At 70.5% G+C, this 23,553-nt stretch carries 20 protein-coding genes and 3 pseudogenes; 13 read left to right on the top strand and 10 right to left on the bottom strand.

The genetic code is table 11. From position 1 onward, the window contains the following. The first annotated feature begins 67 nt into the window (after positions 1-67). Complete coding sequence (locus tag ATK36_RS03065) at positions 68-427, top strand: SPW repeat domain-containing protein (RefSeq protein WP_098509721.1); 360 nt, start codon at positions 68-70, stop codon at positions 425-427. A 4-nt stretch (positions 428-431) separates the two neighbouring features. Here the strand turns inward: ATK36_RS03065 and ATK36_RS03070 are convergent, their stop codons facing one another. Next, positions 432-1,178 (bottom strand): SRPBCC family protein, encoded by a 747-nt coding sequence (locus tag ATK36_RS03070; protein ID WP_098509722.1) that lies wholly within the window; start codon positions 1,176-1,178, stop codon positions 432-434. A 121-nt stretch (positions 1,179-1,299) separates the two neighbouring features. On the opposite strand from ATK36_RS03070, the gene ATK36_RS03075 reads away from it, so the two are divergent. Both ATK36_RS03075 and ATK36_RS03080 read left to right on the top strand, forming a co-directional pair. After that, positions 1,300-3,048 (top strand): pyruvate dehydrogenase, encoded by a 1,749-nt coding sequence (locus ATK36_RS03075; protein ID WP_098509723.1) that lies wholly within the window; start codon positions 1,300-1,302, stop codon positions 3,046-3,048. Between the two features lie 275 nt (positions 3,049-3,323). Beyond that, a complete protein-coding gene (locus ATK36_RS03080; protein ID WP_098509724.1) occupies positions 3,324-3,575 on the top strand; it encodes a hypothetical protein in 252 nt (83 codons plus the stop codon). A 65-nt stretch (positions 3,576-3,640) separates the two neighbouring features. Here the strand turns inward: ATK36_RS03080 and ATK36_RS03085 are convergent, their stop codons facing one another. From ATK36_RS03085 to ATK36_RS03095, 3 genes are read right to left on the bottom strand one after another with little or no spacing between them, the layout of a single operon-like run. Next, positions 3,641-5,647 carry an ABC transporter ATP-binding protein gene (locus ATK36_RS03085; protein WP_098509725.1) on the bottom strand — a complete coding sequence of 669 codons (2,007 nt, stop codon included), beginning with the start codon at positions 5,645-5,647 and terminating at the stop codon, positions 3,641-3,643. Then, positions 5,644-7,377 carry an ABC transporter ATP-binding protein gene (locus tag ATK36_RS03090; RefSeq protein WP_098509726.1) on the bottom strand — a complete coding sequence of 578 codons (1,734 nt, stop codon included), beginning with the start codon at positions 7,375-7,377 and terminating at the stop codon, positions 5,644-5,646. Before ATK36_RS03090 ends, ATK36_RS03085 begins: the two co-directional genes overlap by 4 nt. A 49-nt stretch (positions 7,378-7,426) precedes the next feature. Then, on the bottom strand, positions 7,427-8,080 hold the full coding sequence (locus ATK36_RS03095; RefSeq protein WP_098509727.1) for a TetR/AcrR family transcriptional regulator: 654 nt from the start codon (positions 8,078-8,080) through the stop codon (positions 7,427-7,429). A gap of 214 nt (positions 8,081-8,294) precedes the next feature. On the opposite strand from ATK36_RS03095, the gene ku reads away from it, so the two are divergent. Further along, entirely contained in the window at positions 8,295-9,173 is an 879-nt protein-coding gene (gene ku, locus ATK36_RS03100) for a non-homologous end joining protein Ku (protein WP_098510300.1), read from the top strand. Between the two features lie 767 nt (positions 9,174-9,940). Continuing rightward, positions 9,941-10,153: a hypothetical protein gene (locus ATK36_RS03105; protein ID WP_098509728.1), complete on the top strand. Its 213-nt coding sequence runs from the start codon at positions 9,941-9,943 to the stop codon at positions 10,151-10,153. A gap of 485 nt (positions 10,154-10,638) precedes the next feature. Here the strand turns inward: ATK36_RS03105 and ATK36_RS03110 are convergent. From ATK36_RS03110 to ATK36_RS03125, 4 genes and pseudogenes are all read right to left on the bottom strand, one after another. After that, positions 10,639-10,917, bottom strand: a pseudogene (locus ATK36_RS03110) (adenosylhomocysteinase); the annotation flags it as partial. Between the two features lie 284 nt (positions 10,918-11,201). After that, positions 11,202-12,392, bottom strand: a pseudogene (locus tag ATK36_RS03115) (adenosylhomocysteinase); the annotation flags it as partial. A 420-nt stretch (positions 12,393-12,812) separates the two neighbouring features. Continuing rightward, positions 12,813-13,847, bottom strand: a complete 1,035-nt coding sequence (locus ATK36_RS03120) for a DNA polymerase IV (RefSeq protein WP_098510301.1) — start codon at positions 13,845-13,847, stop codon at positions 12,813-12,815. A gap of 415 nt (positions 13,848-14,262) precedes the next feature. Next, positions 14,263-14,532 carry a DUF3040 domain-containing protein gene (locus ATK36_RS03125; RefSeq protein WP_098509730.1) on the bottom strand — a complete coding sequence of 90 codons (270 nt, stop codon included), beginning with the start codon at positions 14,530-14,532 and terminating at the stop codon, positions 14,263-14,265. A 346-nt stretch (positions 14,533-14,878) separates the two neighbouring features. On the opposite strand from ATK36_RS03125, the gene ATK36_RS03130 reads away from it, so the two are divergent. From ATK36_RS03130 to ribA, 4 genes are all read left to right on the top strand, one after another. Next, on the top strand, positions 14,879-16,645 hold the full coding sequence (locus ATK36_RS03130; protein WP_098509731.1) for a serine/threonine-protein kinase: 1,767 nt from the start codon (positions 14,879-14,881) through the stop codon (positions 16,643-16,645). After that, positions 16,642-17,469 (top strand): hypothetical protein, encoded by an 828-nt coding sequence (locus tag ATK36_RS03135; protein WP_098509732.1) that lies wholly within the window; start codon positions 16,642-16,644, stop codon positions 17,467-17,469. The genes ATK36_RS03130 and ATK36_RS03135 overlap by 4 nt, the downstream gene beginning before the upstream one ends. 35 nt (positions 17,470-17,504) lie before the next feature. Then, positions 17,505-18,251 carry an FHA domain-containing protein gene (locus ATK36_RS03140; RefSeq protein WP_141544350.1) on the top strand — a complete coding sequence of 249 codons (747 nt, stop codon included), beginning with the start codon at positions 17,505-17,507 and terminating at the stop codon, positions 18,249-18,251. 179 nt (positions 18,252-18,430) lie between these two features. After that, a complete protein-coding gene (ribA, locus tag ATK36_RS03145; RefSeq protein ID WP_281259022.1) occupies positions 18,431-18,841 on the top strand; it encodes a GTP cyclohydrolase II RibA in 411 nt (136 codons plus the stop codon). Positions 18,842-19,059: 218 nt separating this feature from the next. On the opposite strand, the gene ATK36_RS03150 is transcribed toward ribA, so the two are convergent. Both ATK36_RS03150 and ATK36_RS34355 read right to left on the bottom strand, forming a co-directional pair. After that, entirely contained in the window at positions 19,060-19,950 is an 891-nt protein-coding gene (locus tag ATK36_RS03150) for an NsdA family TPR-like regulatory protein (RefSeq protein WP_245914442.1), read from the bottom strand. A gap of 115 nt (positions 19,951-20,065) precedes the next feature. Further along, positions 20,066-20,182 (bottom strand): annotated as a pseudogene (locus tag ATK36_RS34355) (helix-turn-helix domain-containing protein); the annotation flags it as partial. 90 nt (positions 20,183-20,272) lie between these two features. Here ATK36_RS34355 and ATK36_RS03155 point away from each other — a divergent pair. From ATK36_RS03155 to ATK36_RS03170, 4 genes are all read left to right on the top strand, one after another. Continuing rightward, positions 20,273-20,611 (top strand): hypothetical protein, encoded by a 339-nt coding sequence (locus ATK36_RS03155; protein ID WP_245914242.1) that lies wholly within the window; start codon positions 20,273-20,275, stop codon positions 20,609-20,611. A 77-nt stretch (positions 20,612-20,688) separates the two neighbouring features. Then, entirely contained in the window at positions 20,689-21,159 is a 471-nt protein-coding gene (locus tag ATK36_RS03160) for a glycine-rich domain-containing protein (protein WP_098509735.1), read from the top strand. Between the two features lie 15 nt (positions 21,160-21,174). Next, the gene (locus ATK36_RS03165; protein ID WP_098509736.1) at positions 21,175-22,032 is read left to right on the top strand and encodes a phosphotransferase; all 858 of its coding nucleotides are present in this window, start codon (positions 21,175-21,177) and stop codon (positions 22,030-22,032) included. A 701-nt stretch (positions 22,033-22,733) separates the two neighbouring features. After that, positions 22,734-23,492 (top strand): sulfite exporter TauE/SafE family protein, encoded by a 759-nt coding sequence (locus tag ATK36_RS03170; protein ID WP_425427363.1) that lies wholly within the window; start codon positions 22,734-22,736, stop codon positions 23,490-23,492. Positions 23,493-23,553: the final 61 nt, after the last annotated feature.

Consider the following 23,553-nt stretch of genomic DNA (forward strand, 5'->3'; position numbering starts at 1 on the left):
GATTAGTAATCGCGGGCCGGAGCGGGTATCCCACCAGGGAAGCCGATTCCTGCTGAGGTGATCCGAGATGTCCGATGGATCCGGTACCGCGTCCCGGACCGGCGCGGTCACTGCGGCCGCGGCGGGGCTCGCCCTGCTGGCCGGGCTGTATCTGATCGCCGCGCCGTGGCTGATCCGCTTCGGCGGCGCCGCGGAGCTGGCGGTGAGCAACACCGTGGCCGGGCTGGCCGTCGTGCTCCTGGCGGCGGTGCGGCCGCGGCCGCTGATCTGGGTGCTGCCGGTGCTCGGCGCGTGGGCCGCGGTCTCCCCGCTGGTCTTGCGCTACGGCGACGAGACAGCTGCGTCGTCCGCGGCTCTTCTCGGCAATCTCGCCGCCGGAGTGGTCGTGGCGGCGGCCGGGGTCACGTTGCTGGTGCGCCGCGGTTGACCGGTCAGAGTGCGTTCACGAGCCACTCACGCCACTTCGCGCTTTCCGCCGCATCGTCCACGTCGGACTCGAACAGGTGATGCCCGATCGCGATCGGCAGGCCGAGGCCGGACCGTTCGTGGAATCGGTACAACGCGTCCGGCGTGCGGATGCCGAGGTAGCGCGCAGTGGTGTAGTCCAGCACGCCTTCGAGTGCGGGTAATCCCGCCAGCCGGCAGCAGATCTGTTGTCCGGCAACAGGTTCGGGCGGCAGCCCGAGCGCGGAGAGCAGCTTCGGCCACGCCTCGGGGACGGCGGCGGAGGCTGGGCCGTCGGCGGTCACGTACGTGGCGAAACGGCCCGGGAAGTACCGCAGCAGCTCGCCCAGAGTGTGCAGGTACATGTCCCAGCCGAGCGAGAACGCCTCGTAGTACTCGTCACCCCAGTCGGCGGCGCTGAAACCACGATGCACGAACCGCAGCACCGAAGTGCCGCCCTCGGCCGCTTCGATGAGGTACTCGAACGCGTCGAAGGAACCGTCCTCGCCGGGCGCCTCGCGGTAGGCGAACCGGTGGGGTGGCTCCCAGGCCGTGATCTCGGCCTCGGACCGCAGCTCGCCGAGCCGGAACCGGATCCGCTTCGCCGCGGCGTCCACCTCGTGCCTGCCCATGAACCAGGAATCGATGCCCGGCCCGCTCGCCACCGCCTGCCACACCGCCTCCGGCGAGGCGGGCAGCCGGACCTCCTTGGCGGTCTCGAACTCGTGCGCCATCGTGTGCCCTCCGTTCGGCTCGCCCGGTACGCTGCCATTGACAGGAATTATTGTCAATGGCGCGGCGGATTCCCGGAATCGATGCCAGACTGCCGGAGGAGCCTGCGAAGGGAAACCCGGCATGGCGACGGTGGCCGAGCAGCTGATCGACGTACTCCGGCAATCCGGCGTGCGCCGTATCTACGGCGTGGTGGGCGACAGCCTCAATCCGGTGGTCGACGCGGTGCGCCGCTCGGGCGGGCCGGCCCGCGGCGGGATCGACTGGGTGCACGTGCGCAACGAGGAGGCCGGCGCGTTCGCCGCCGCGGCCGAGGCCCAGCTCACCGGGCGGCTCGCGGTGTGCGCGGGCAGCTGTGGGCCGGGCAATCTGCATCTGCTGCAAGGCGTCTACGACGCGCACCGCTCGGGAGCGCCGGTGCTCGCGATCGCCTCGCACATCCCGGCCGCCCAGATCGGCACCGGCTTCTTCCAGGAAACCCGTCCGCAGCACCTGTTCGCGGAATGCTCCTACTACTGCGAGCTGGTCAGCACGCCCGAGCAGATGCCGCGGCTCGCGCGGATCGCCGTGCAGAACGCGGTGGGCCGCCGGGGCGCCGCCGTGCTCGTGCTGCCCGGCGACGTCTCCCACGAAACGGCCGCGCACGCCACCGGCGAGTCGGCCTCGCTCGGCAGCCCGCCCGCGATGCTGCCCGCCGAAGACGACGTGGCCCGCCTGGCCGAGCGGATCGACCGCGCGGAGAAGGTGATGATCATGGCCGGCGCGGGCTGCCGCGACGCGCATGCGGACGTTCTCGCGCTGGCGGGCACGGTCGGCGCTCCGGTCGGGCATTCGTTGCGGGGCAAGGAGTTCGTGCAGTACGACAATCCGTTCGACGTGGGCATGAGCGGGCTGCTCGGGTACGGCGCCTGCTACCAGGCGATGCACGAGGCGGACCTGGTCCTGTTACTGGGCACCGATTTCCCGTACGACACGTTCCTGCCGCAGCGCAACACCGTGCAGGTGGACATCGACGCGGCGCGGATCGGCCGCCGCACGGTGCTGGAGTTCGGCGTGCAGGGCGACGTCGGCGCCACCATCCGCGCGGTGCTGCCGAAACTGCGCGGCCGCGAGGACCGCTCGTTCCTGCACGACATGCTGCGCAAGCACGAACGCAGCCTGCAGCGGGTGGTCGACGCCTACACCACGGACGTTTCGCAGCACGTGCCGCTGCACCCGGAGTACGTCGCCGACGTGCTCGACGAGGAGGCCGCCGCCGACGCGGTGTTCACTGTGGACACCGGGATGTGCAACGTCTGGGCGGCCCGGTACGTCTCCCCGAATGGGCACCGGCGGATCCTCGGTTCGTTCGTGCACGGCAGCATGGCCAACGCGCTGCCCCACGCGATCGGCGCGCAGTCGGCCGCCCCCGGCCGCCAGGTGATCGCGATGTGCGGCGACGGCGGCCTGGCCATGCTGCTGGGCGAGCTGCTCACCCTCAAGACCCACGGCCTGCCGGTGAAAGTCGTGGTGTTCAACAACTCCTCGCTCGGCATGGTGAAGCTGGAGATGCTCGTGGACGGCCTGCCGGAGTTCGGCACCGACCACGACCGGGTGGACTTCGCCGCCCTCGCCCGCGCGGCCGGCCTGCACGCCCGCCGGATCGAGGATCCGGCCGACGTCCGCGACGGGATCCGCGAAATCCTCGCCTGCGACGGCCCGGCGCTGCTCGACGTGGTCACCGACCCGAACGCCCTGTCCATCCCGCCGAGCATCACCGCCGCGCAGGTCCGCGGTTTCGCCCTCGCCGCGAGCAAGACGGTCCTCGGCGGCGGGGTGGGCAAGATGCTGACCCTGGCGAAGTCCAACCTGCGCAACATCCCACGGCCGTGAGCTGCCGAGGGACCCTGCGGCTCGGGCGGAGGCGGCTTGGCGGGGGAGATCCGGCTGGAGCGGGTGGCTCGACCGTGGGTGGTGGTGCGGTCTGGACCACCGCGTCGTCACCGGCGCGTGCGACGGGACCGCGCCGGGTGACACGACCGTTCGGGCTCATTCGGGGCGGGCTTGGGTGCGTGTTCGGGCAGATCTCGCACCGTCCGCTGTGACCTGCGCGGACGCGCTGGAAGAGTCGGCCACGCCCATCCGGACAACCCCGAGGAGTGCTACGCATGACCAGTTTGCGCACGATCCGGTCCGCCGGTCTGCTGGTGGCCGCGTCGGCCGCCATCGCAGTGTCGGCGGCGGGTACCGCCGCCGCGGACGCCTCGCCCCCGCGGATCTACGCCTCGTACGGCGCCTGTATGTCGGCCGGCAACATCCTTGCCCAGCAAGGACAGGCGCACGTCTTCGCATGTGTCCCGCGGGGAGCGGCCCCGGCCGGCGCACCGCCGAGCGAGTGGGAGCTGATCATCCGCTCCTGATCGGACCCGGCGACCGACCGGACCCGGCGAGGCCCCGCATACCAGGGGCCTCGCCGGGCCGCGGATCAGTCGGTCTCGGCCATCGCCTCGGCGAACTGCGCCGCGTACAGCCGGGAGTAGGCCCCGCCGGAGTTCAGCAGGGTCTCGTGGTCGCCCTGCTCCACGATGTGCCCGTCCTCCATCACCAGGATGACGTCCGCGTCGCGGATGGTGGAGAGCCGGTGCGCGATGACGAAGCTCGTCCGCCCGGCGCGCAGCGAGTTCATCGCCCGCTGGATGAGCACCTCGGTGCGGGTGTCCACCGAGCTGGTCGCCTCGTCCAGGATCAGGATGGCCGGCTTCGCCAGGAACGCCCTGGCCACCGTGATCAGCTGCTTCTCGCCCGCGCTCACCGTGTCGCCCTCGTCGTCGAGCACGGTGTCGTAGCCCTCGGGCAGCATGCGCACGAACCGGTCCACATAGGTCGCCTTGGCCGCCTCGACGATCTCCTCGCGGGTCGCCTCGTCCGCGCCGTAGGCGATGTTCTCCGCGATCGTCCCGCCGAACAGCCAGGCGTCCTGCAGCACCATGCCGGTCTTGTCGCGCAGCTCCTCGCGGTCCATCTCGCCGATGTCCGCCCCGTCCAGGGTGATCCGGCCGCCGTCGATCTCGTAGAACCGCATCAGCAGGTTCACCAGGGTGGTCTTGCCCGCCCCGGTGGGGCCGACGATGGCCACCGTCTGGCCCGGTTCCACGGTCAGCGACAGGTCCTCGATCAGCGGGGTGCCGGGCAGATAGCGGAACGACACGTGCTCGAACTCGACCCGCCCGCGGACCACCTCCGGATGCGCCGGGTGGGCCGGCTCCGGCTCCTGCTCGTCCGCGTCCAGCAGCGCGAACACCCGTTCCGCCGAGGCGACCCCGGACTGCAGCAGGTTGGCCATGCTGGCGATCTGCGTGACCGGCTGGCTGAACTGGCGCGAGTACTGGATGAACGCCTGCACGTCGCCCAGCGACAGGCTGCCCGAGGCCACCCGCAGCGCGCCGATCACCGCGACCAGCGCGTAGTTCAGGTTGCCGAGGAACATCATCGCCGGCTGGATCGTGCCGGAGATGAACTGCGCCCGGAAACTGGCCCCGTACAGGGTCTCGTTCTGCTCGGCGAAGACCTGCTCGGACTCCGCCCGCCGGCCGAAGATCCGCACCAGCGAGTGCCCGGTGTACATCTCCTCGATGTGCGCGTTGAGCTTCCCGGTGGTCGCCCACTGCCGGATGAACTGCGGCTGGGCCCGCTTGCCGATCTTGGCCGCCACGAACACCGAGACCGGCACGGTCAGCAGCGCGATCAGCGCGAGCAGCGGCGAGATCAGCAGCATCATCACCAGCACACCGATCACGGTGAACAACGACGTGACGATCTGCGACAACGTCTGCTGCAGCGACTGCGCCAGGTTGTCGATGTCGTTGGTGACCCGGCTCAGCACCTCGCCGCGCGGCTGGCGGTCGAAGTAGCGCAGCGGCAGCCGCGCGAACTTCTCCTCGATGTCCTGGCGCAGCCGGAACACCGCCTGCTGCACCAGGCTCGTGGTCAGCCGGGCCTGGACCAGGCCGAGGAACGACCCGATCACGTACAGCGCCAGCACGATCGCCAGCACTCGCCCGACCGAGCTGAAGTCGACGCCCTGCCCGGGTATCAGATCGACCCGGCCGAGGATGTCGGCGAGCGTGGTGTCGCCCCGTGCCCGCAGCCCGTCGACGATCGCGTCCTTCGGCGTGCCTGAGGGCAGCGACCGGCCGAGCACCCCGGCGAAGATCAGGTCGGTGGCCTCCGCGAGCACCTTCGGCCCGATCACCGTCAGCGCGACGCTCGCCGCGCCGAACACGAGCACGCCCAGCAACGCGGCCCGCTGCGGCTTCAGCAGGCGCAACAACCGGCCGAGCGAACCACGGAAGTCGAGTGCCTTTTCCGGCGGCATCGACCCGGCCATGAACCGCCCGGGACCGGGACCCGCGGGGGCCGGGCGGTTCTGCATGCGCTCCGCCGCGGCCCGTTCCCCGGTCTCGGTGGCGACGGTGCTCCTCTCCTCGCTCATGCGGCCTCCTGCTCAGTCAGCTGCGACAGCACGATCTCCCGATACGTTTCGTTGCCCTCCATCAGTTCGCGGTGCGTCCCGGTGCCGACGACGCGGCCGTCGTCGAGCACGATGATCCGGTCCGCGCCGCGGATCGTGCTGACCCGCTGGGCCACGATGACCACGGTGGCGTCCCGGGTCTCGGCGGCCAGCGCGCGGCGCAGGGCCGCGTCGGTCGCGTAGTCCAGCGCGCTGAACGAGTCGTCGAACAGGTAGATCTCCGGCCGGTGCACCAGCATCCGCGCGATCGCGAGCCGCTGGCGCTGGCCGCCGGAGACGTTCGTGCCGCCCTGGGCGATGGGGGAGTCGAGGCCCGCGTCCATCTTCTGCACGAAGTCCTTGCCCTGCGCGACCTCCAGCGCGTGCCAGAGCTGCTCGTCGGTGGCGTCCGGATTGCCGTAGCGCAGGTTGCTCGCGACCGTCCCGGAGAACAGATACGGCTTCTGCGGCACCATGCCCACGGTCGCGGCCAGCACCGCCGGGTCCAGCCGGCGCACGTCCACCCCGTCCACCCGGACCTCGCCGGTGGTGGTGTCCATCAGCCGCGGGATCAGGTTGAGCAGCGTGGTCTTCCCGCTGCCGGTACTGCCGATCACCGCGGTCGTCTCGCCGGGCCGCGCCAGCAGGCTCACGTCCTGCAGCACCGGCTTCTCCGCGCCGGGGTAGCAGAACCCGGCGCCGGTCAGCTCCAGCTGCCCGTGCACGGTGCCGGGGGAGACCGGTTCGGCAGGCGGGAGGACGCTGGGCTCGGTGTCGAGCACCTCGCTGATCCGCTCCGCGCTGACCTCGGCGCGGGGCACCATCATGAACATGAAGGTGGCCATCATGACCGACATCAGGATCTGCAGCAGGTAGCTCAGGAACGCGGTGAGCGCACCGATCTGCATCTGCCCGCCGTCGATCCGGTGCCCGCCGAACCACATCACCGCGACCGTGGACACGTTCATCACCAGCATCACGGTGGGGAACATCAGCGCCATCAGCCGGCCGACCCGCAGCGAGACGGTGAGCAGCTCGTCGTTGGCCTCGCCGAAGCGGGCCCGCTCGTGCCGGTCGCGCACGAACGCCCGGATCACCCGGATGCCCATGATCTGCTCGCGCAGCACCTGGTTGATCCGGTCGATCCGGGTCTGCATGAGCCGGAACGCCGGGCGCATCCGGGACACGATGAGACCCACCGCGATCGCCAGCACCGGCACGATGACCAGCAGCAGCAGCGACAGCGGGCCGTCCTGGCCGATCGCCAGCACGATGCCGCCGACGCACATGATCGGCGCGGACACCATCAGGGTCAGCGTCATCAGCACCAGCATCTGGATCTGCTGGACGTCGTTGGTGGTCCGGGTGATCAGCGACGGGGTGCCGAACTGGCCGACCTCCCGGGCGGAGAAGTCCTGCACCCGGTGGAACACCGCGGCGCGTACGTCGCGCCCGACCCCCATCGCGGTGCGCGCACCGTAGTACACCGCGCCGATCGAGCCGGCGATCTGGACCAGCGTGACCAGCAGCATCACGCCGCCGATCCGTAGGATGTACCCGGTGTCCCCCTTCACCAGGCCGTCGTCGACGATGTCCGCGTTGAGCGTCGGCAGATACAGCGCGGCGATGGTCTGCGCCAGCTGCAGCACGACGACGAGCCACAAGGTGGCTTGATAAGGGCGCAGATGTCTGCGCAGCAATCTGACCAGCACGGTCGTGGTTCCCCCAACATCTGTGGTGGTTCGGGTCGGTTCGGGTGGATCAGGACGCCTGCACGGCACGCTCCTGCGGGGTGGAGCGGGCCGCCAGGGCGGTGAGGTCCGGCATGCCCGCCTGCGCCTGCCGCAGCAGCTCGGCGAACACCGGCATGTTCCCCTCTTCGGTGTCCGAGCCCAGCCAGCTGTCGAAGGCGACGCGGGACGCAACCTGCACGATGCCCGCCATCATCCGCGCGTGCAACGGATTTGCGTCTTCTCCGGCGCGTTCGGCGATCGCCTCGGCGAGCACCCGCTCGACCTTGGCGTGCGAGCGGAGCATTTCGCCGAACAGGGCGGGGTGGCCGAGCATCTCGCGGAACCGCCGGACCTCCTCGCGGGTCGGGCCGCCCTGCTCGGCCTGCTGCTCCGCCAACGCGGTGAGCACCGCCTCCCACAGCGGCTCGTGCGCCGGCCGGGCCAGGAGTGCCTCTCGCAGGCGCTCCTGCTGCTCGACGATGAACGAGCAGACCGCTTCCTCCTTGCTCGAGAAGTAGTTGTTGAACGTCCGCGGGGACACGCCCACCTCGCTCGCGATGTCCTCCACCCGCACCTGGTCGGCGCCGCGTTCGAGGGTGAGCCGCAGCGCCGCCTCGGCGAGCGCACGGCGGGCCGCCTGCTTCTTGCGTTCACGCAGGCCGGGTCGCGAAGGGGAGGACACGACCGCGAGGGTAGCAAGAAAAATTGCGGGGCGCGAAGAATTATGCGGTCCGCGAAACTTTGTCCTCGATTCTGCTCACTCAGGGTCACCGATGCGCGGTTCTCCGGTGCGCCGGGTGGGTTCGCGAGGTGCGCGGACTGTCGCACCGGGACGATCCCGGCTACGGTTGTTACCGAGCGTGAGTACGTATCGGCGACCGGTGGAGGTGCGCGGCATGCGGTCGATGTGGAAGGGCTCGGTCTCGTTCGGGCTGGTCAACATCCCGATCCAGCTGTACGCGGCCACCGAGAACAAGAACGTGTCGCTGCGGCAGGTGCACGTCGCCGACGGCGGGCGGATCCAGTACAAGCGGTTCTGCACTGTCGACGGCGAGGAGGTGCCCTACGCCGAGATCGCCAAGGGCTACGAGCTGCCGGACGGCGAGATGGTGGTGCTCACCGACGCCGACCTCGCCGAGCTGCCGCTGCCCACCCAGCACGCGATCGACGTGCTGGAGTTCGTGCCGCTGGAGTCGATCGACCCGATCCGCTTCGACCGCACGTACTACCTGGAGCCGCAGAAGAACGCAGTGAAGCCGTACGTGGTGCTTCGTGACGCATTGCACAAGGCGGGCCACGTGGCGATCGCGAAGGTCGCCGTACGCCAGCGAGAGAGCCTCGCCCTGCTTCGCGTGGTGGACGACGTGCTGGTGATGACCACGATGCTGTGGGCGGACGAGGTGCGTACGCCGGACTTCGGCTTCCTGCGGGAGGACCCGCCCCAGGTGCGCCCGCAGGAGCTGACCATGGCCGGCTCGCTGATCGATTCGCTGTCCGAGCCGGTGTTCGAGCCGGACAAGTACTCCGACAGCTACCGCGAGGCACTGGAATCGATGATCGAGACGAAGGCGGGCGGCGGGGAGACGGCCCGCCCGGCGACGCAGGGGGAGAAGGCCGAGGTGGTCGACCTCATGGCGGCCCTGGAGGCGAGCGTCTCGGCGGCGAAGAAGTCCCGTGGCCCGGCGAAATCGGGCAAGACGGGAGCCTCCGGCGAGAGCGGCGAAAGGACCCGGAAGAAGACGGCGTCCCGCACGCGGCGGCCGAAGAGCGCCTGATCGCCCCGCGCCCGCTGGGGCCCGGCAAAGTCGGCGTGAGGGGCCCTGCGCAGCCTGCGGAGGGCTGTGAAGGGGCCCTTCACGGACTCAGAGTCCGTGAAGGGCCCCTTCACAGACCTGAGACAGGTCCGGCGCACACCACGAGGTGGTCGCGCATCTCGAACACGCGCACCTCGAACACAACCGCATCGCTCGCTGCCAGGCGCAATCGATCGAGAGGGCAGGCACCGCCCATGATGACGCGGCAGCCACGGCTCTCTGCTGATCACAGGCCCTTCGGCCAACTTTGCCGGGACCCTGGCCCCGCGCCCGCTGGGAGAAGCGGCTCGCGGTTTTGGCGAGGTCGGTGCCTGTGTACGGGTGACTTCGGGGTCGTGGTGCCCCGGGTATGTGCGTGTGCCGCGCGGATCTGCTGCGGCTGCGGTGCCCGGCGCGGGTGCGGGACTGTCGGTTTTCCTTGCTGCCGCCGGAAAAATGCCCGGCTGCGCGTCGGTGTGGCGGGTGATCCGTTGCCGTGGCGGATCAGGCCCCGGCCTGCGGTGTCGCGTCGTCCCGGTCGTCTTCGCCGCATCGGGTTCGCGACCAGCATCACCCGTCGGTGTGACGGCGATGACCAGGCCGGTCTCCGGGGCGGCCCGAGGGCGGCGCCGACACGCCGGGGGTATGCCGGGCGGGGCGGGGTGCCGGTGGTACCAAGGAGCCGTCCGGCGCGGGGCGCACCCGGTGAGCGGCCCGGCACGGACGTGACGCGGAAGGCGGCTCGAATCATGGAATGCGCGTTCTGCACCGACGGCATCGACCATTGTCACGGCACCCTGGTCGTCCATCCGGACGGCGGGTACGCCGAGTGCACCGATCCCTGCTGCGAGGATCTCGACCGGGTCCGGCACGGACTGATCGTGGACTGTCACGCCGTGGACCCGGCGTGCGGCTGTGTCCCGGCGGCGCTCCCCGCGCCGGTGCTGCGCCGCGCTTCTTGAAAGGGTTTCGCGTTACGGGTTTCGTGGCGAAACGCCTGTCAGGTCCGTGATCCTTACCCGATCGTGTGCGCCGCCGTGTACAAGCGGCTTGGCGGTGTGCTAACACTAACGGGGTCCTTCGGCTCTCCCTCCCCCTCGGAGCCGGAGGACCCTTTTCGTCCCCCGGCTCCGGCGCAGGGTCCCGGCAAAGTTGGTCGAGGACCGTGATCAGCAGAGTGAGCCGTGGCGGCCGCGTCATCATCGACGGCGCCTGTCTTCGTCGTCGATTGCGCCCGGCAGCGGGCGATGCGGCGGTGTTCGAGATGCGTGACCACCTCGTGGTGTGTTGCCGGACCGGTTTCGGGTCTGTGAAGGGGCCCTTCACGGACTCTGAGTCTGTGAAGGGCCCCTTCACAGACCTTCACGGACCCTCCGCGGGCTGTGCAGGACCCCTCACACCGACTTTGCCGACACCTGCCGGCTCCGGCGCGGCCTCCTCCGGCGGGTCAGTAGCGGTAGTGATCCAGTTTGTAGGGCCCGTCCACGTCGACGCCGAGGTACTCCGCCTGCTCCGGGCTCAGCCGGGTGAGCCGTGCGCCGACCGCGGCCAGATGCAGCCGCGCGACCTGCTCGTCGAGGTACTTGGGCAGCCGGCGCACCCCCACCGGATGGTGGCCGGGCCGGGTGAACAGCTCGATCTGCGCCAGCACCTGGTTCGCGAACGAGGCGGACATCACGAACGACGGGTGCCCGGTGGCGTTGCCGAGATTCATCAGCCGGCCCTCCAGGGTCCCGGCAAAGTTGTTCGAGGACCTGTGATCAGCAGAGAGTGAGCCGTGGCTGTCGCGTCATCATCGACGGCGCCTGCCGTCTTCGTCGATTGCGCCCGGCAGCAGGCGAAGCGGCGGTGTTCGAGCTGCGCGACCACCTCGTGGTGTGCGCCGGACCTGTCCGGAGGTCTGTGAAGGGGCCCTTCACAGACTCTGAGTCCGTGAAGGGCCCCTTCACAGACCTTCACGGACCTCCGCGGTCGGCGCAGGGTCCCTCACACCGACTTTGCCGACACCCTCAGCCGGCCCTCGGACAGCACGATGATCGCGTGCCCGTCCGGGAAGGGCCCATTCGTGCACCTGCGGCTTGATCTCCGCCTTCCGCACGCCCGGCACCTTCGCCAGCCCGGCCAGGTCGATCTCGTTGTCGAAGTGCCCGACGTTCGCCACGATCGCGTTGTGCTTCATGCGGGCCATCTGCGCGGCGGACACGATGGCGCGTCCGCAGGTGGTGGTGAGGAAGATGTCCGCGCGCTCGACCACCTCGTCCAGTTCGACCACGTCGAAGCCGTCCATCGCGGCCTGCAGCGCGCAGATCGGGTCGATCTCGGTGATCACCACGCGCGCGCCCTGCCCGCGCAGCGCGGCGACGGCGCCCTTGCCGACGTCGCCGTATCCGCAGACGACCGCGAGCTTGCCGCCGATCATCACGTCGGTGGCGCGGTTGAGCCCGTCCACCATGGAATGCCGGATGCCGTAACGGTTGTCGAATTTGGACTTCGTCACCGAGTCGTTCACGTTGATCGCGGGGAAACGCAGCGCGCCCTGCTCGGCCAGCCGGTAGAGCCGTTTGACGCCGTTGGTCGTCTCTTCGGTGACACCACGGACCTCTTCGGCGATGCGGGTGAACCACCGGGGGTCGTCGGCGAGGCTCTGCGCGAGCGTGCGCAGGATGATCCGGTATTCTTCGGGATCGTTCTCGTCCGGCTGCGGTACCGCGGCCCGCCGCTTCGTACTCCGCTCCTTTGTGGACGAGCAGGGTGGTATCGCCGCCGTCGAGAATCATGTTCGGCAGTGCGCCGCCGGGGAAGCGGAACACCTGATCGGTGCACCACCAGTATTCGCCGAGGGTTTCGCCCTTCCACGCGAACACGGCGGAACCGGCCGGACGCTCGGCGGTGCCGTCCGGGCCGGCCACGACCGTGGCGGCGGCTTCGTCCTGGGTGGAGAAGATGTTGCAGGACACCCACCGCACCTCGGCGCCGAGTGTCTCGATCAGCACTGCGGTCTGCACGGTCATGTGCAGCGATCCGCGCGCCGCGCAACGGTTTCGTCTCGGCGAACTCGCGCTGGAGCGCCATCAGCCCGGGCATTTCGTGCTCGGCCAGGCGCAGCTGCGTGCGTCCGGCCGCGGCGAGGGACAGGTCCGCGACGGCGAATTCGAGATCGCCCGCGGTCTGCACCCCAGGGTTCTTGAGAACAGCGTTCATCAGCGCAGGGTTCATCGGTGGTTCCCTTTCCGGGTCCGCGGAAGTACAGGCCAGGGCAGGAGGCCGCGCGGAATCCGGGGAGCACGAGCACCGGACACGAAGGGCGCCTCCTTCGCAGGAGGCGCCCTTTGCTCGGTTACGCACGAGCCGAGCGTGGCGGGAAACCCCGTCGCAGCGCCTCTCGGCTCGCGGGCCAGGGTGTCGGCAAAGTCGGTGTGGAGGTCTGTGAAGGGACCCTTCACAGACTCTGAGTCCGTGAAGGGCCCCTTCACGGACCCGAAACCGCGCTGGCGCACGCCACGGGGTGGTCGCACACACCTCCGCATCGGCCGCTGCCGGGTCCCCGACCAACTTTGCCGGAACCCTGGCTCGCGGGCCGGGCGCGCCGGGATCCGGCTTGGCAACCGCCGGGTGGCGCTGTCAAGCGTCCGGCGGCCGGGGGAATTCGGCCCGGACCCCGAGCAGCCGCACCGGCCTTCCGGACGGGAACCGGCCGAGCAGTTCCCGCGCCGCGCGGGCGAGCACGGCGGGATCGGACGACGGTTCGGGCAACGTCATGCTGTGCGTCTGGGTGAAGAACGGCGCGAATCGGACCTTCACCGCCACTCGCGCGGCCGGGCGCCCTTCGCCGGCGACGTCCTGCGCGACCCGTGCGGCCAGCACGTCGATCTCTTCGGTGATCCGGGCCGGGTCGGTGAGGTCTTGCGGATAGGTCGTTTCCCGGCCGTGGGAACGGGCGACGTACGGGGTCGCGCTCACTTCGGCCTCGCCGATGCCTCCGGCGAGCAGCCGGTACCACGGACCCATCCGCGGCCCGAACCGCGCGGCGAGCTCTTCGGGATCGGCGCCCGCGAGTTCGAGCACGGTGGGGTAACCGGCGGCGATCAGCTTCTTCGCGGTCTTGCGGCCGATGCCCCACAACGCGTCCGGGGCCCGCGCGGCCATGACGTCCCACCAGTTCTGCCGGGTCAGCCGGAAGATCCCGGCCGGCTTGGCGAACCCGGTGGCGAGCTTGGCCCGCAGCTTGTTGTCGCCGATGCCGACCGAACAGGACAGCCCGGTCTCCTCGGCGATCCCGCGCCGGATCCGAGCCGCGAGCGCCTCCGGATCGCCGGTGTCCGTGCCGAGGAACGCCTCGTCCCAGCCGAGTACCTCGACCACCACCGGGAACTCCCGCAGCCGGGCCATCACCCGGTCCGAGACCTCCTGGTACACCGGCCCGTCGACCGGCAGCAGCACCGCATCGGGGCAGCGTTTCATCGCCAGCCGCAAAGGCATCCCGGAATCGACCCCGAACGCCCGCGCCTCGTACGACGCCGTGGCCACGACCGCGCGCGCCGCCGGATCCCCGGTGCCGCCGACGATCACCGGTCGCCCGCGCAGCTCGGGCCGCCGGGCCACTTCGACCGCGGCGAGGAACTGATCGAGATCGACGTGCAGGACCCAGTCGGACACCTTGCCAGTGTGCGGCGTGCGGGTGGGGTTCGCAGGGGGACTGTCCGGTGGAGCCGCGGAAGCGATCCGGTGCTGCACGGTCCCGTCCGCGAAGATCCCGGCGCGCGAAGCGATTCCCGGCCACTACGGTGGCCAGGGTGTCGGCAAAGGTGGTCGAGGACCCGTGATCAGCAGAGAGAGTCGTGGCTGCCGCGTCATCATCGATGGGTGCCTGCCCTCTTCATCGATTCGCCCGGCAGCGGGCGATGCGGAGGTGTTCGAGCCGCTCGACTACCTCGTGGTGTGTGCCGGACCTGTCCCGGGGTCTGTGAAGGGGCCCTTCACGGACCTTCACGGACCTCCGCGGTCTGCGCATGGCACCTCACGCCGACTTTGCCGACACCCCGCTACGGCGGCAGTGAGGCGGTCGCCGCGGTCACCGGCGTTCGCGGAAGTGGGCGAGGTGCGCGACGGCTCCGCCGGCCGCGGCCAGCAGCGCGCACAGTGTCAGCGCGGGACTCGTGGTGAGCAGCCCGGCCGTCAGCAGTCCGGCGGCGGCGACGTCGAGCAGCACGGTGAGCACGAGCAGTGGCGCGGTCGAAGGGATCGGCTTGCCCCGGCGGAGCGCGGTGGCCAGCGCCGGGTCGGCGGTCTCGAACCAGTGCTCGATCTTGTCCAGCTCGGCACGTTCATCGTGACTCAGCATGGAGGTCTCCTTCGGCCCGCCCACCGTTGCCGGGAAGGTACCCCCGCGCGCCCGCCGCGAACCGCGATTCACCCGGCTGCCTCGGCGCGGCGCGCTGCGTGTCACCGGTGCTCACTGTGTGTACCCGCCGGCGCGGAGGATAGGGCCGGATCAGCGAATCGTGCCCTCGCGGCGGGTACGTTGCGGAAGTCCACAGCGGACAGTCCACAGTGGCCAGACCGCGGCGAGCGGGCCCGGGTGGCGGTGACCTGAGGCTGCCAGGGCGGGTTCTGCCACACGCCGTGATGCATTATGGTCACGGCGAGTTACCTGAACCGGGGGTCGAACCACGCCGAGGGGAGCGTCGGTGCACGGGGACCAGCTGATCGCGGACCGCTACCGGCTGCTCGAACGGGTGGGCAGCGGGGGCATGGGCGTGGTCTGGCGGGCGCGTGACGAGCGGCTGGACCGCGAGGTCGCGCTGAAACAGGCCCGGCTGTCCGACGCGGTGAGCGGGCGCAAGCTGCGCCGGGAAGCCCGGCTGGCGGCCAGCGTGCTGCATCCGAACGTGGTCACCTTCTTCGACGTCGCCGCCGAGGGTGACGAGCTGTGGCTGGTGATGGAGTACGTGCCCGCGCGCAGCCTCGCCGAGGTGCTGGCCGAAGAGGGGCGGCAGCCGCCGCGCACGGTCGCGGAGATCGGGGTGCAGATCGCGGCCGGGCTGGCCGCCGTGCACGCGCACGGCATCGAGCACCGCGACGTGAAGCCGGGCAACGTGCTGATCACTCTGGACGGGCAGGCGAAACTCACCGACTTCAGCATTTCCCGCTCGGTGCGTGCGGAGGAGACCGTGACCGATTCGCCGGTGATCGGCGGGACCCCGGGCTACATCGCACCCGAAGTGGCGCAAGGACATCTGCCGTCCGCGGCCGCCGACGTCTTCTCGCTCGGCGCCACCCTGTACGCCTTGGCCGAGGGGGCGCCGCCGTTCGCGGGCGGCACGGAGTTCGCCACCATCCGGCGGGCCGCGGAAGGCGTGGTCCCGCCCGCCGCGCACGCGGGTTCGCTGGCGCCGGTGCTGGCCCGGCTGATGCGCTCCGACCCGGCGGAGCGGCCGTCCGCGACGGTCGCCGGCGAGCTGCTCGCCGAGCAGATCGGCACGCTGCCGGTCCTGCCGCCCGCACCGCGGCGCGGGCTGCCGGCCGGGGCGGTCGTGCTGGTGGCCGTCGTGGTGCTCGGCGTGGCGTTCCTGGTGGCGCGCCCCGGCAGCGGCGATCCGGTCGCGCAGCCGCCGAAGCTCGGTATCGGCGCCGACCCGCGGGCGGCCGACCCGTGCCGGTTGATGGACGCCGCGCCGTTGCGCCCGTTCGGTGACGCGGAGATGGACGCCGATTACGGCAATTTCGACCGCTGCGACGTGATCCTGCACCGTGGCGAAGACCTCCAGACCGACGTCAAGCTCGAATTCGAGGACCCGCCCGCGGGCGGCGCCACCCCGGCCGGCACGCAGACCCGGTCGGGGCCGTTCGCGGTGTTCGGCGAGGCTCCGCAGGACGGCGGCTGCGTGCGGCTGGTGCACCTGCAGGACCGTTACCTGGTGCGGATTTCCGTCGACCCGGACGAGGGCTACTCCCTCGATCCGTGCAAGGTGGCCGACATCGCCGTCGGATCCGCCACGAAAGTCCTCGCGGTGGCCGGTGCCCCGCCGCGTGCCACGCCCACTCAGGCCGGTTCTCTGGGTCAGGTGGACGCCTGCTCGCTGGTGGACCCCGGCGCGGCCGGGGTCGCGCAGCCGGTGCGAATCCAGCCGGGCTTCGGCAAGTGGTCCTGTGACTGGGACAGCGCCGCTTCGAGCCGCGCGGTCACCGTGATGTTCGACCGGGATCAGCCGCCGGACGGGCGGGACGGGCAGCTGGTGCGGGTCGGCGGGCACGACGCCTACCTCAAGGCCGACGAGTACGCGGACCACACCTGCCAGGCGATCCTGGTGTTCCGCGGGTACACCGACGCGCACGGAGAGTCCGCAGTGGAACAGATCAAGCTGGTCCTGCACGGCGACCCGCCGTCGGAGCGGCTCTGCGCGCCGGTCACCACGCTGGCGGGCGAAGTCGCCGCGAAGCTGCCCCGGACATGACCGGCCGCGGCGAGCCGTCCGAGTCACTCGGCCCCGGCCACGGCAGCCTCGCGCACGGCGTGCCGCCGTCCGCGCCGGGCACCGTGTTCGCGCTGAGCGTGGCCGGTGGGGTGCGGATGCCCCCGCGAGACGGCCGGAAAGTCCTTTTCGGACGCAACCGGGACGACGTGCACGTGTGCGTCGGCGAGGACGACCGGAAAGTCAGCAGGCACCAGGGATTCCTCGTGCGACGCGCGCAACTGTGGTGGATGCGCAACACCGGGCGGCTGCCGATCCGGCTGCCCGGCGCTCGGCTGCTGTTCCCGGAGGAGGAACCGGTTCCGCTCGCGGAGGGCTACACCGCGGCGTTCGTGCGGGGTTCGGCCGACCGGGAGCACCTGCTGGAGCTTTACGTGGCCGGGGCGGACGGGCGCCGGCCCGGCTCCCGGCCGCAGGACGTGACCGAACCGCCGCGGATGTGGCGGCTGACCCCGGACGAACGGCTCGTGCTCGTCTCGCTCGGGCAGCGGTACCTGCGCCAGGACCTGTATCCGCAGCCGCTGGCCTGGCGGCAGGTCGCCGAGCAGCTGACCGAGCTGGCGCCGGACCGGCCGTGGAGCGCGAAACGGGTCGAGCATCTGATCGCCGCGGTGCGTACCCGGCTGGCCAAAGCCGGTGTGGCCGGGCTGACCCGCGAAGAGGTCGGCGAACCGGTGGGCAACGCGCTCAACGACAACCTGATCAGGGAACTGCTGCTGTCCACCTCTTTGGTGCCGCCGGACCTGGCGTTGCTGGAACCCTCCGGGGACGACGGTCCGGGAGGGGTCCCGGCGCCGCCTGCTTGACTCGGACGCGCGCGGCGCGGTGGCAGGGGGTGTGCGTGGCAGGGAAGGCGAGGCGGCTGCTGCCCGCCGGGCATCCGAGCCTGGCGCTGGGGCTCGCGTCGCCGCCGGGCACGCTCGGGGTGCTCGGGCTCGCCGGGGGAGTCCTGGTGCCGCCCGCCGATCCGGAGCCGGTGAGTTTCGGCCGCGACAGCGCCGAGGTGACCGTGCCGCTGGGCGAGGACGACCGGCGGGTCAGCCGGCACCACGGCGTGCTGCACCAGCACGGTGGCCGGTGGTGGGTCCGGGCCACCGGCAAGGTCCCGCTGCGGCTGCCGCGGTCCCGGCTGCTGTTCCCCGGTGCCGGGCCGGTCGCGGTGGCGCCGGGATACCTGCCGGTGTTCGTCCGCGGGTCCGGTGGCCGTGAGCACATACTGGAGATCCGCGTCGCCGACGGTGTTCCCGCTGTTCCGGCCCAGCTGCTGACCGATCGTGAACGGCTCGCGCTTGTGGTACTGGGGCAGGGATTCCTGCGCTGTGAGGAACATCCGAGGCTGGTGCCGCCGGTGCTCGCCGCTGCCCGCCTGGCCGTTCTCGACCCCGGTGGCGGCTGGGGCACGGAGGAGGTGGCCGCTGTCGTGTCCGCGGTTCGTGCCCGGGTGCACCCGGGCGTTCCGGTGGAGCGGCTGGTGCCCGCCCTGGTGGCTGCGGGCGTCTTGGTGTCGCCGGATCTCGCTTTGCTGGCCCCGATTTCCGTGCGGCAGCCGGAGGTGGCGGAGTGGATGCCGCCGACTCGGGGAGGCTGAGGGATGTTCCCTCCTGGACACTGTGGACAGTCGGCGATTCCGGCTCTGCGGCGATCGCGAACTCCGCGTACTGCCCACCCGGGAGGTTTAAGGCCGTTTGAAGCCGTCGCTGTGAAGGGGCCCTTCACGGACTCAGGGTCCGTGAAGGGCCCCTTCACAGCATTTTCCCCGGGGTCCAGCTGCGCGAGGCGGTCGGCCGGATGGCCGGGACCGGCGGTTACGTCGTGTACCTGCGGCAGGAAGGCCGGGGAATCGGGCTGTATCGCAAACTCGACGCGTACGCCCTGCAAGACGGCGGCCTTGACACCTACGCCGCCAACCACGCCCTTGGGCTGCCCGACGACGCGCGCGATTACACGCCCGCCGCGCAGATGCTCGACGCCCTCGGCGTCCACCGGCTCGATCTGCTGACCAACAACCCGGACAAGGTCGCCCAGCTCGAAGCATACGGACTGCAGGTACGCGAGCGTGTCCGCACCGGCGTCTTCGCGACCGAGACGAACATGCGCTACCTGCGGGCGAAAGTCGAGCACACCGGCCACAGTCTCATCTTGCCGGGCGGCCTCGATGCGGCGGGGCTGGCGGGCTGAGCGTGCTGTATAACGACCTATACTGTGCCTGGTGTTACGACCTGCTGTTTCGTTGGTCGATTTACGACTCTACCAGCGGATACACAGGACAGCAGTGAGTCAGCCCTGAGTCAGGAGTGAGCGCATCTTTTTCCCCGTTTTCCCCCGGCGGAGGTCACCCGTCTGGCAGGCGAGTCGACCTCCGCCGGGGGAGCTGGCCGACGGCGCGGGTCTGGTGCTTATGCGTCCGCGCCGACGAGCCGGGCGACCTGTTCGACGCGGGTGGCCAGCCGGGTCGAGTTGACTCCGTCGCCTGCTTTGCGGGCGGCGCGCAAGGCGGAGCGGGCGGCGTCGAGTTCGCCGGAGCGGGCGTACGCCTCGGCGATCCACGTGCGGTAGAGCGCCACTTCGCGGGTGTGCTCGGGCGTGTAGGCGTCCACGGCGTGGGTGATGAGAGGTTCCGCGCGTGCCGGTTCGCCGAGTTCGATGAGGCAGCGTCCGGCCATCACGTCGATTTCGTTCCGGTCGAGCCAGTACACCCATTCCGGTTCTTCCGTGCCGGTGCTGCGGGCGGCGTAGGTGTCGTCTACGGCGTCGAGGGTGCGGCGGGTGCTGTCGGTGTCGCGGGACCGGGCGGATGCCCACGCGACCCGTTCGAGCAGCAGTGCGCGAACTACGGGGGTGGCGTCGCGGGCCCCGGCGACGGCGGACCGGGCCAATAGTGCCGCGTCGGCCGGGTCGCCGACGTTCGCCATCTGGTAGCTGAGGCTGGAGAGGAGTTGCCCGGCGAGTGCCCGGTTACCGGCGTCGCGGGCGGCGGACACGCCGGACAGGTACACGTGCTGTGCTTCGGCGTATTGTCCGGCGTCGCTGGCGACCCATCCGGCGAGCTGCGCGAGTTCGCCCACGGCGGTGAGCAGGCGGCGGCCGGTGCCCTCGTCGTAGCTGGCCTCGGTGACGACCCGCTGCGCGTCGGCGAGTTCGCGGCGCACGAGCGGGATGAGGTCGCCGCCGCCGATCACGTCGTCGAGGTGGCGCAGCTTGACCACGCGTTCCTCTAGTTCGGTGGCGAGACTGGGGCCGACGCGTCGCCCGGCGGCCGTGTGCCGGGCTGCGGGGGTCTCGGACACCAGCCATTCGTGCGCGACTCGCAACGGGTCGTCCGGGGCCCCCGTACAGGGCCGTCACGGGCACGCACAGGGCACGGGAGTAGGCGACTACGTGTTCCGGGCTGATCGTGCGCTTCCCGGTTTCGAGCAACCCGAGCAGCGGCTTGCTGAAGTGGGTACGGGCGGCTAAACCCGCGAGGCTCATCCCGGCGTCGGTGCGTGCGCGCCGGAGCCGTGCTGCGAGGTCGTCCATCCGTCACCCCCTGTGCTCGCCATTGACTGTAGACGACGGTAGACGGCAAACGTCTGTTCATCGGTCCGGCTGGTCCCGAAGGTAGAGGGCATGGGCTGGTACGGACACGAGGAGCAGACGATGACCGCGCGAATCATGCTGGGGAGGCCGCTCCTGGGCATGGTCCGCGAGACGTTGCGCGTCATGCACGTGTTCCCGGAACCAGCCAACTATCCCGGCCGCATAGTCGCGCTCTGCGGCGAGGAGTTCTGGACCGGCGACCTGGAATGGTGCGACGGGGCCCGCCGGGATGCCGTGCATGAGGTGCCTCGCGGTCACGCCGCTGCCGCGTGCTCTCCCCTGATCGCCCGGCCGGTGCGGACGTTCCCCGACACGCTCCGCGCCGGCCGGGTTCCATGCGCGGCAACGAAAAAGACCGCTGGACTGTAGTGACCCCGGCGGCGACCGCCGGGTTTTCGTTGGCACGTAAGGCAACGGATGCAAGTAGATCGGAAGGATGTTCGCATATGACTGTTGCAGTAGAGGACTTGACTGGGCAGGGGCTCATCCCGGAGGACTTGTTCCGCAGGCTCCGGGCCCGCATCTCGAAAGAGAACGTCGTTTCTCTGGAGTACGCGGGACGAATCATGGACCAGGCGCTTGCGTTCCTTGCGGCGTGCGCCCGGACCAGCCGCCCCCTCGCACCGAGCGAAACCGTCGATACTGGATGGCACACGTTCATTCTGTACACGCACGAATACGCGGAATTCTGCGAGCGGATTTCCGGAAGCTTCATCCACCACGTCCCGAATGACAGCGACGAAACCGGGGACGTTCCGCTCGTCGACATGATGCGCCGAACCACTGACGCCATCCGGGCGGCGGGGTTCGCGGTGGACGATCCCCTATGGTTCACTGGCGCGGCGAAATGCGCCAAGTGCTCCCAGTGCAAGAACGGGTGTACCGACGACCCGCCCCCGTCTCCCGCGCGGAGCTAGACCGAAGAGACAGACATGGTCAGCGAGGATTGGGCGAACCTCCCCACCGCCGTCCGGCGAGCGATCGAAGAACGGACGGGCGCCGTAGCCGCGACCGTTTCCCCGGACAACGGCCGGAACTCCGATTTCCTGGCAACGCTCCAGACCGCGCAAGGCCCCTGCTTCGTCAAGGGCGTCCTGACCGGCACACGGCGAGCGCGGGCGCAGCAGACGGAAGCACGGGTCGGGGCCCGGCCGAACCCTGCTGCGCCGCGTCTCCTCTGGGAAGTGACCGCCGACGGGTGGCACGTGCTCGGATTCGAGGCGGTCGCCGGGCATCACCCCAGCCTCGCGCCGGGTTCACCGGACCTCCCGATGGTCGCCGAGACCGTAGCTGCGATGACACGGGAGCTAACCCCGTCCCCCGTCGAACTTGAGAAGTCCACGGACCAATGGGCATGGTCGGCCCCGTGGCGTCGGCTGTCGAAAACAGACCGCGAACTTGACAGTTGGGACAAGGTCCACCTGCCTGAACTGCTGGACTGGGAACGGCGTGGGATCGAGGCGGTTCACGGGAACAGCCTTGTGCACGGCGACATGCATCCGCTCAACATTCTCGTCTCCGACCGCGCGCGGGTTGTCGACTGGGCGTGGTCGAGCGTGGGCGCGCCATGGCTTGACCCGGCAGCGTTGGTGCTGCGGCTCATCGCCGACGGCCACACCCCGGAACAGGCCGAAGAATGGGCGAAGGCGATCGCGGTGTACAGGGACGCCCCCGCCGAAGCAGTGACCGCGTTCGCGGTGTTGGTCTTCGGAATGTGGGCCTACCGTGGGGTGTTCCCCGGACTCACCGACGTTGCCCGGCAGTACGTCCGGCACCGACTGGGGGCTTGAACCCGGAAGCGGAAAAGACGCCTCCTCTCCGGCCCGTCGTCGCGGCCGTCCGCGACTTCGTTCGCGCGGGACAGGTGTCGGAGACCGTGCCGTGGCGCGACGCGTGACCACAATGGACAACGAAAGACCCCGCCCGGACAAGAACGAAACCGGGTGGCTCGCCGGTGGTCTTGCCCTCGGGTAGGACTTCCGCGCCGCGTCGGCCAGAGCCGACAGGCGGATGTCTCGGCGGCGTCCGGCGGCGGTGGTCTGGTCCAGCGGCTGGTACCGGCTGTACAAGGCGCCGAGTTCGCGTTGCTTGCCGCGCCGCCACGCGTCGGCTTCCCACTCGTCGGCGAAGTTCCGGGAACCGGGGAAACCGTCGCCCCCGCGCCACCGCTCGCCGGTGATCGGATCCTTCAGACGGGCTTTGAACGGAAGCTCGGCGCGTCCGGAGCGTTCGACTCCGTACGGAAGATCGTGCTTGGTCATGCGAGCGGGCCCTTCCCGGTCGCGAAACCAGGCAGGACCGGGCGGCCACCCCGGACGGACGGGAAGACTACCCTCCGGCAGAGGGCGTGGGAAAAACGCTGGTTTCCCTCACTCACCACCGACCAGCCGAAAACTGTCCTCTGACCTGCGGATCTTTGGCCCGCAGGCTGGGGAAGGACAGACAACGACCTACACCTCCGCGCTCTCGTGCTTTGCTGTCCGGCGTGACCGTGGACGTGGGGGAGTTCGCTCTGCTCGTACTCGCCGGGCTGGGGGCGGGGCTGGTGGGGGCGACGGCCGGGCTTGCTTCGCTGGTGTCCTATCCGGCGCTGCTCGCCGTGGGGCTGCCGCCGGTGGTGGCGAACATGACCAACACCGTGGCGATGCTGGGCACCACGGCCGGCGCGGCCACCGGGGCGCGGCCGGAGCTGTCCGGGCAGTTGCGCCGGCTGCTGCCGTTGTGCGTGATCACGACCGCCGGGGGTGCCTGCGGGGGAGTCCTGCTGCTGGCCGGCCCGGCGGATTCGTTCACGGCGGTGGTGCCGTGGCTGATCGGCGGTGCTTCGCTGGTGCTGATGGCCGGTCCGCGGCTGCGGCGGCTCGCCGAGCGCCGGGCGCACCGGGGGATCGGGCCGGGCACCGGGATCGCGGCATTCCTGGCCGGGGTCTACGGCGGCTACTTCGGCGCGGCCGCGGGAGTGCTCATGCTCGCGCTGCTGATGACGGTGTGGGACCAATCGCTGGCCCGCACGAACGCGGCGAAGAACATCGCCACCGGCTGCGCGAACCTCGTCGCCGCGGCGGTCTTCGCCGTCACCGGCGACGTGTGCTGGCCGGCCGCGATCGCGCTGTGCCTCGGCTCGGTCGGCGGGTCGTGGCTGGGCTCGGTGGTGGTGCGGTACCTGCCCGCGACCCCGCTGCGGATCGCGATCGGGCTCGGCGGGCTGACGCTCGCGGTCGTGCTGGGCTGGCAGGCCTACCGGACGTGACCGCCCGGTGGTGCCGATCGCGGCGTCCACTGAGGACGGTTCGGCGCGCACTGGTCGCCGC

Source organism: Amycolatopsis sulphurea (assembly GCF_002564045.1).
Lineage (GTDB): Bacteria > Actinomycetota > Actinomycetes > Mycobacteriales > Pseudonocardiaceae > Amycolatopsis > Amycolatopsis sulphurea.

What these genes read in the sequence shown, in the direction of transcription:
- ATK36_RS03065 (WP_098509721.1), top strand. Translation starts at nt 68, where the DNA reads ATGTCCGATGGATCCGGTACCGCGTCCCGGACCGGCGCGGTCACTGCG.
- ATK36_RS03070 (WP_098509722.1), bottom strand. Translation starts at nt 1,178, where the DNA reads ATGGCGCACGAGTTCGAGACCGCCAAGGAGGTCCGGCTGCCCGCCTCG.
- ATK36_RS03075 (WP_098509723.1), top strand. Translation starts at nt 1,300, where the DNA reads ATGGCGACGGTGGCCGAGCAGCTGATCGACGTACTCCGGCAATCCGGC.
- ATK36_RS03080 (WP_098509724.1), top strand. Translation starts at nt 3,324, where the DNA reads ATGACCAGTTTGCGCACGATCCGGTCCGCCGGTCTGCTGGTGGCCGCG.
- ATK36_RS03085 (WP_098509725.1), bottom strand. Translation starts at nt 5,647, where the DNA reads ATGAGCGAGGAGAGGAGCACCGTCGCCACCGAGACCGGGGAACGGGCC.
- ku (WP_098510300.1), top strand. Translation starts at nt 8,295, where the DNA reads ATGCGGTCGATGTGGAAGGGCTCGGTCTCGTTCGGGCTGGTCAACATC.
- ATK36_RS03105 (WP_098509728.1), top strand. Translation starts at nt 9,941, where the DNA reads ATGGAATGCGCGTTCTGCACCGACGGCATCGACCATTGTCACGGCACC.
- ATK36_RS03125 (WP_098509730.1), bottom strand. Translation starts at nt 14,532, where the DNA reads ATGCTGAGTCACGATGAACGTGCCGAGCTGGACAAGATCGAGCACTGG.
- ATK36_RS03135 (WP_098509732.1), top strand. Translation starts at nt 16,642, where the DNA reads ATGACCGGCCGCGGCGAGCCGTCCGAGTCACTCGGCCCCGGCCACGGC.
- ATK36_RS03155 (WP_245914242.1), top strand. Translation starts at nt 20,273, where the DNA reads ATGGGCTGGTACGGACACGAGGAGCAGACGATGACCGCGCGAATCATG.
- ATK36_RS03160 (WP_098509735.1), top strand. Translation starts at nt 20,689, where the DNA reads ATGACTGTTGCAGTAGAGGACTTGACTGGGCAGGGGCTCATCCCGGAG.
- ATK36_RS03165 (WP_098509736.1), top strand. Translation starts at nt 21,175, where the DNA reads ATGGTCAGCGAGGATTGGGCGAACCTCCCCACCGCCGTCCGGCGAGCG.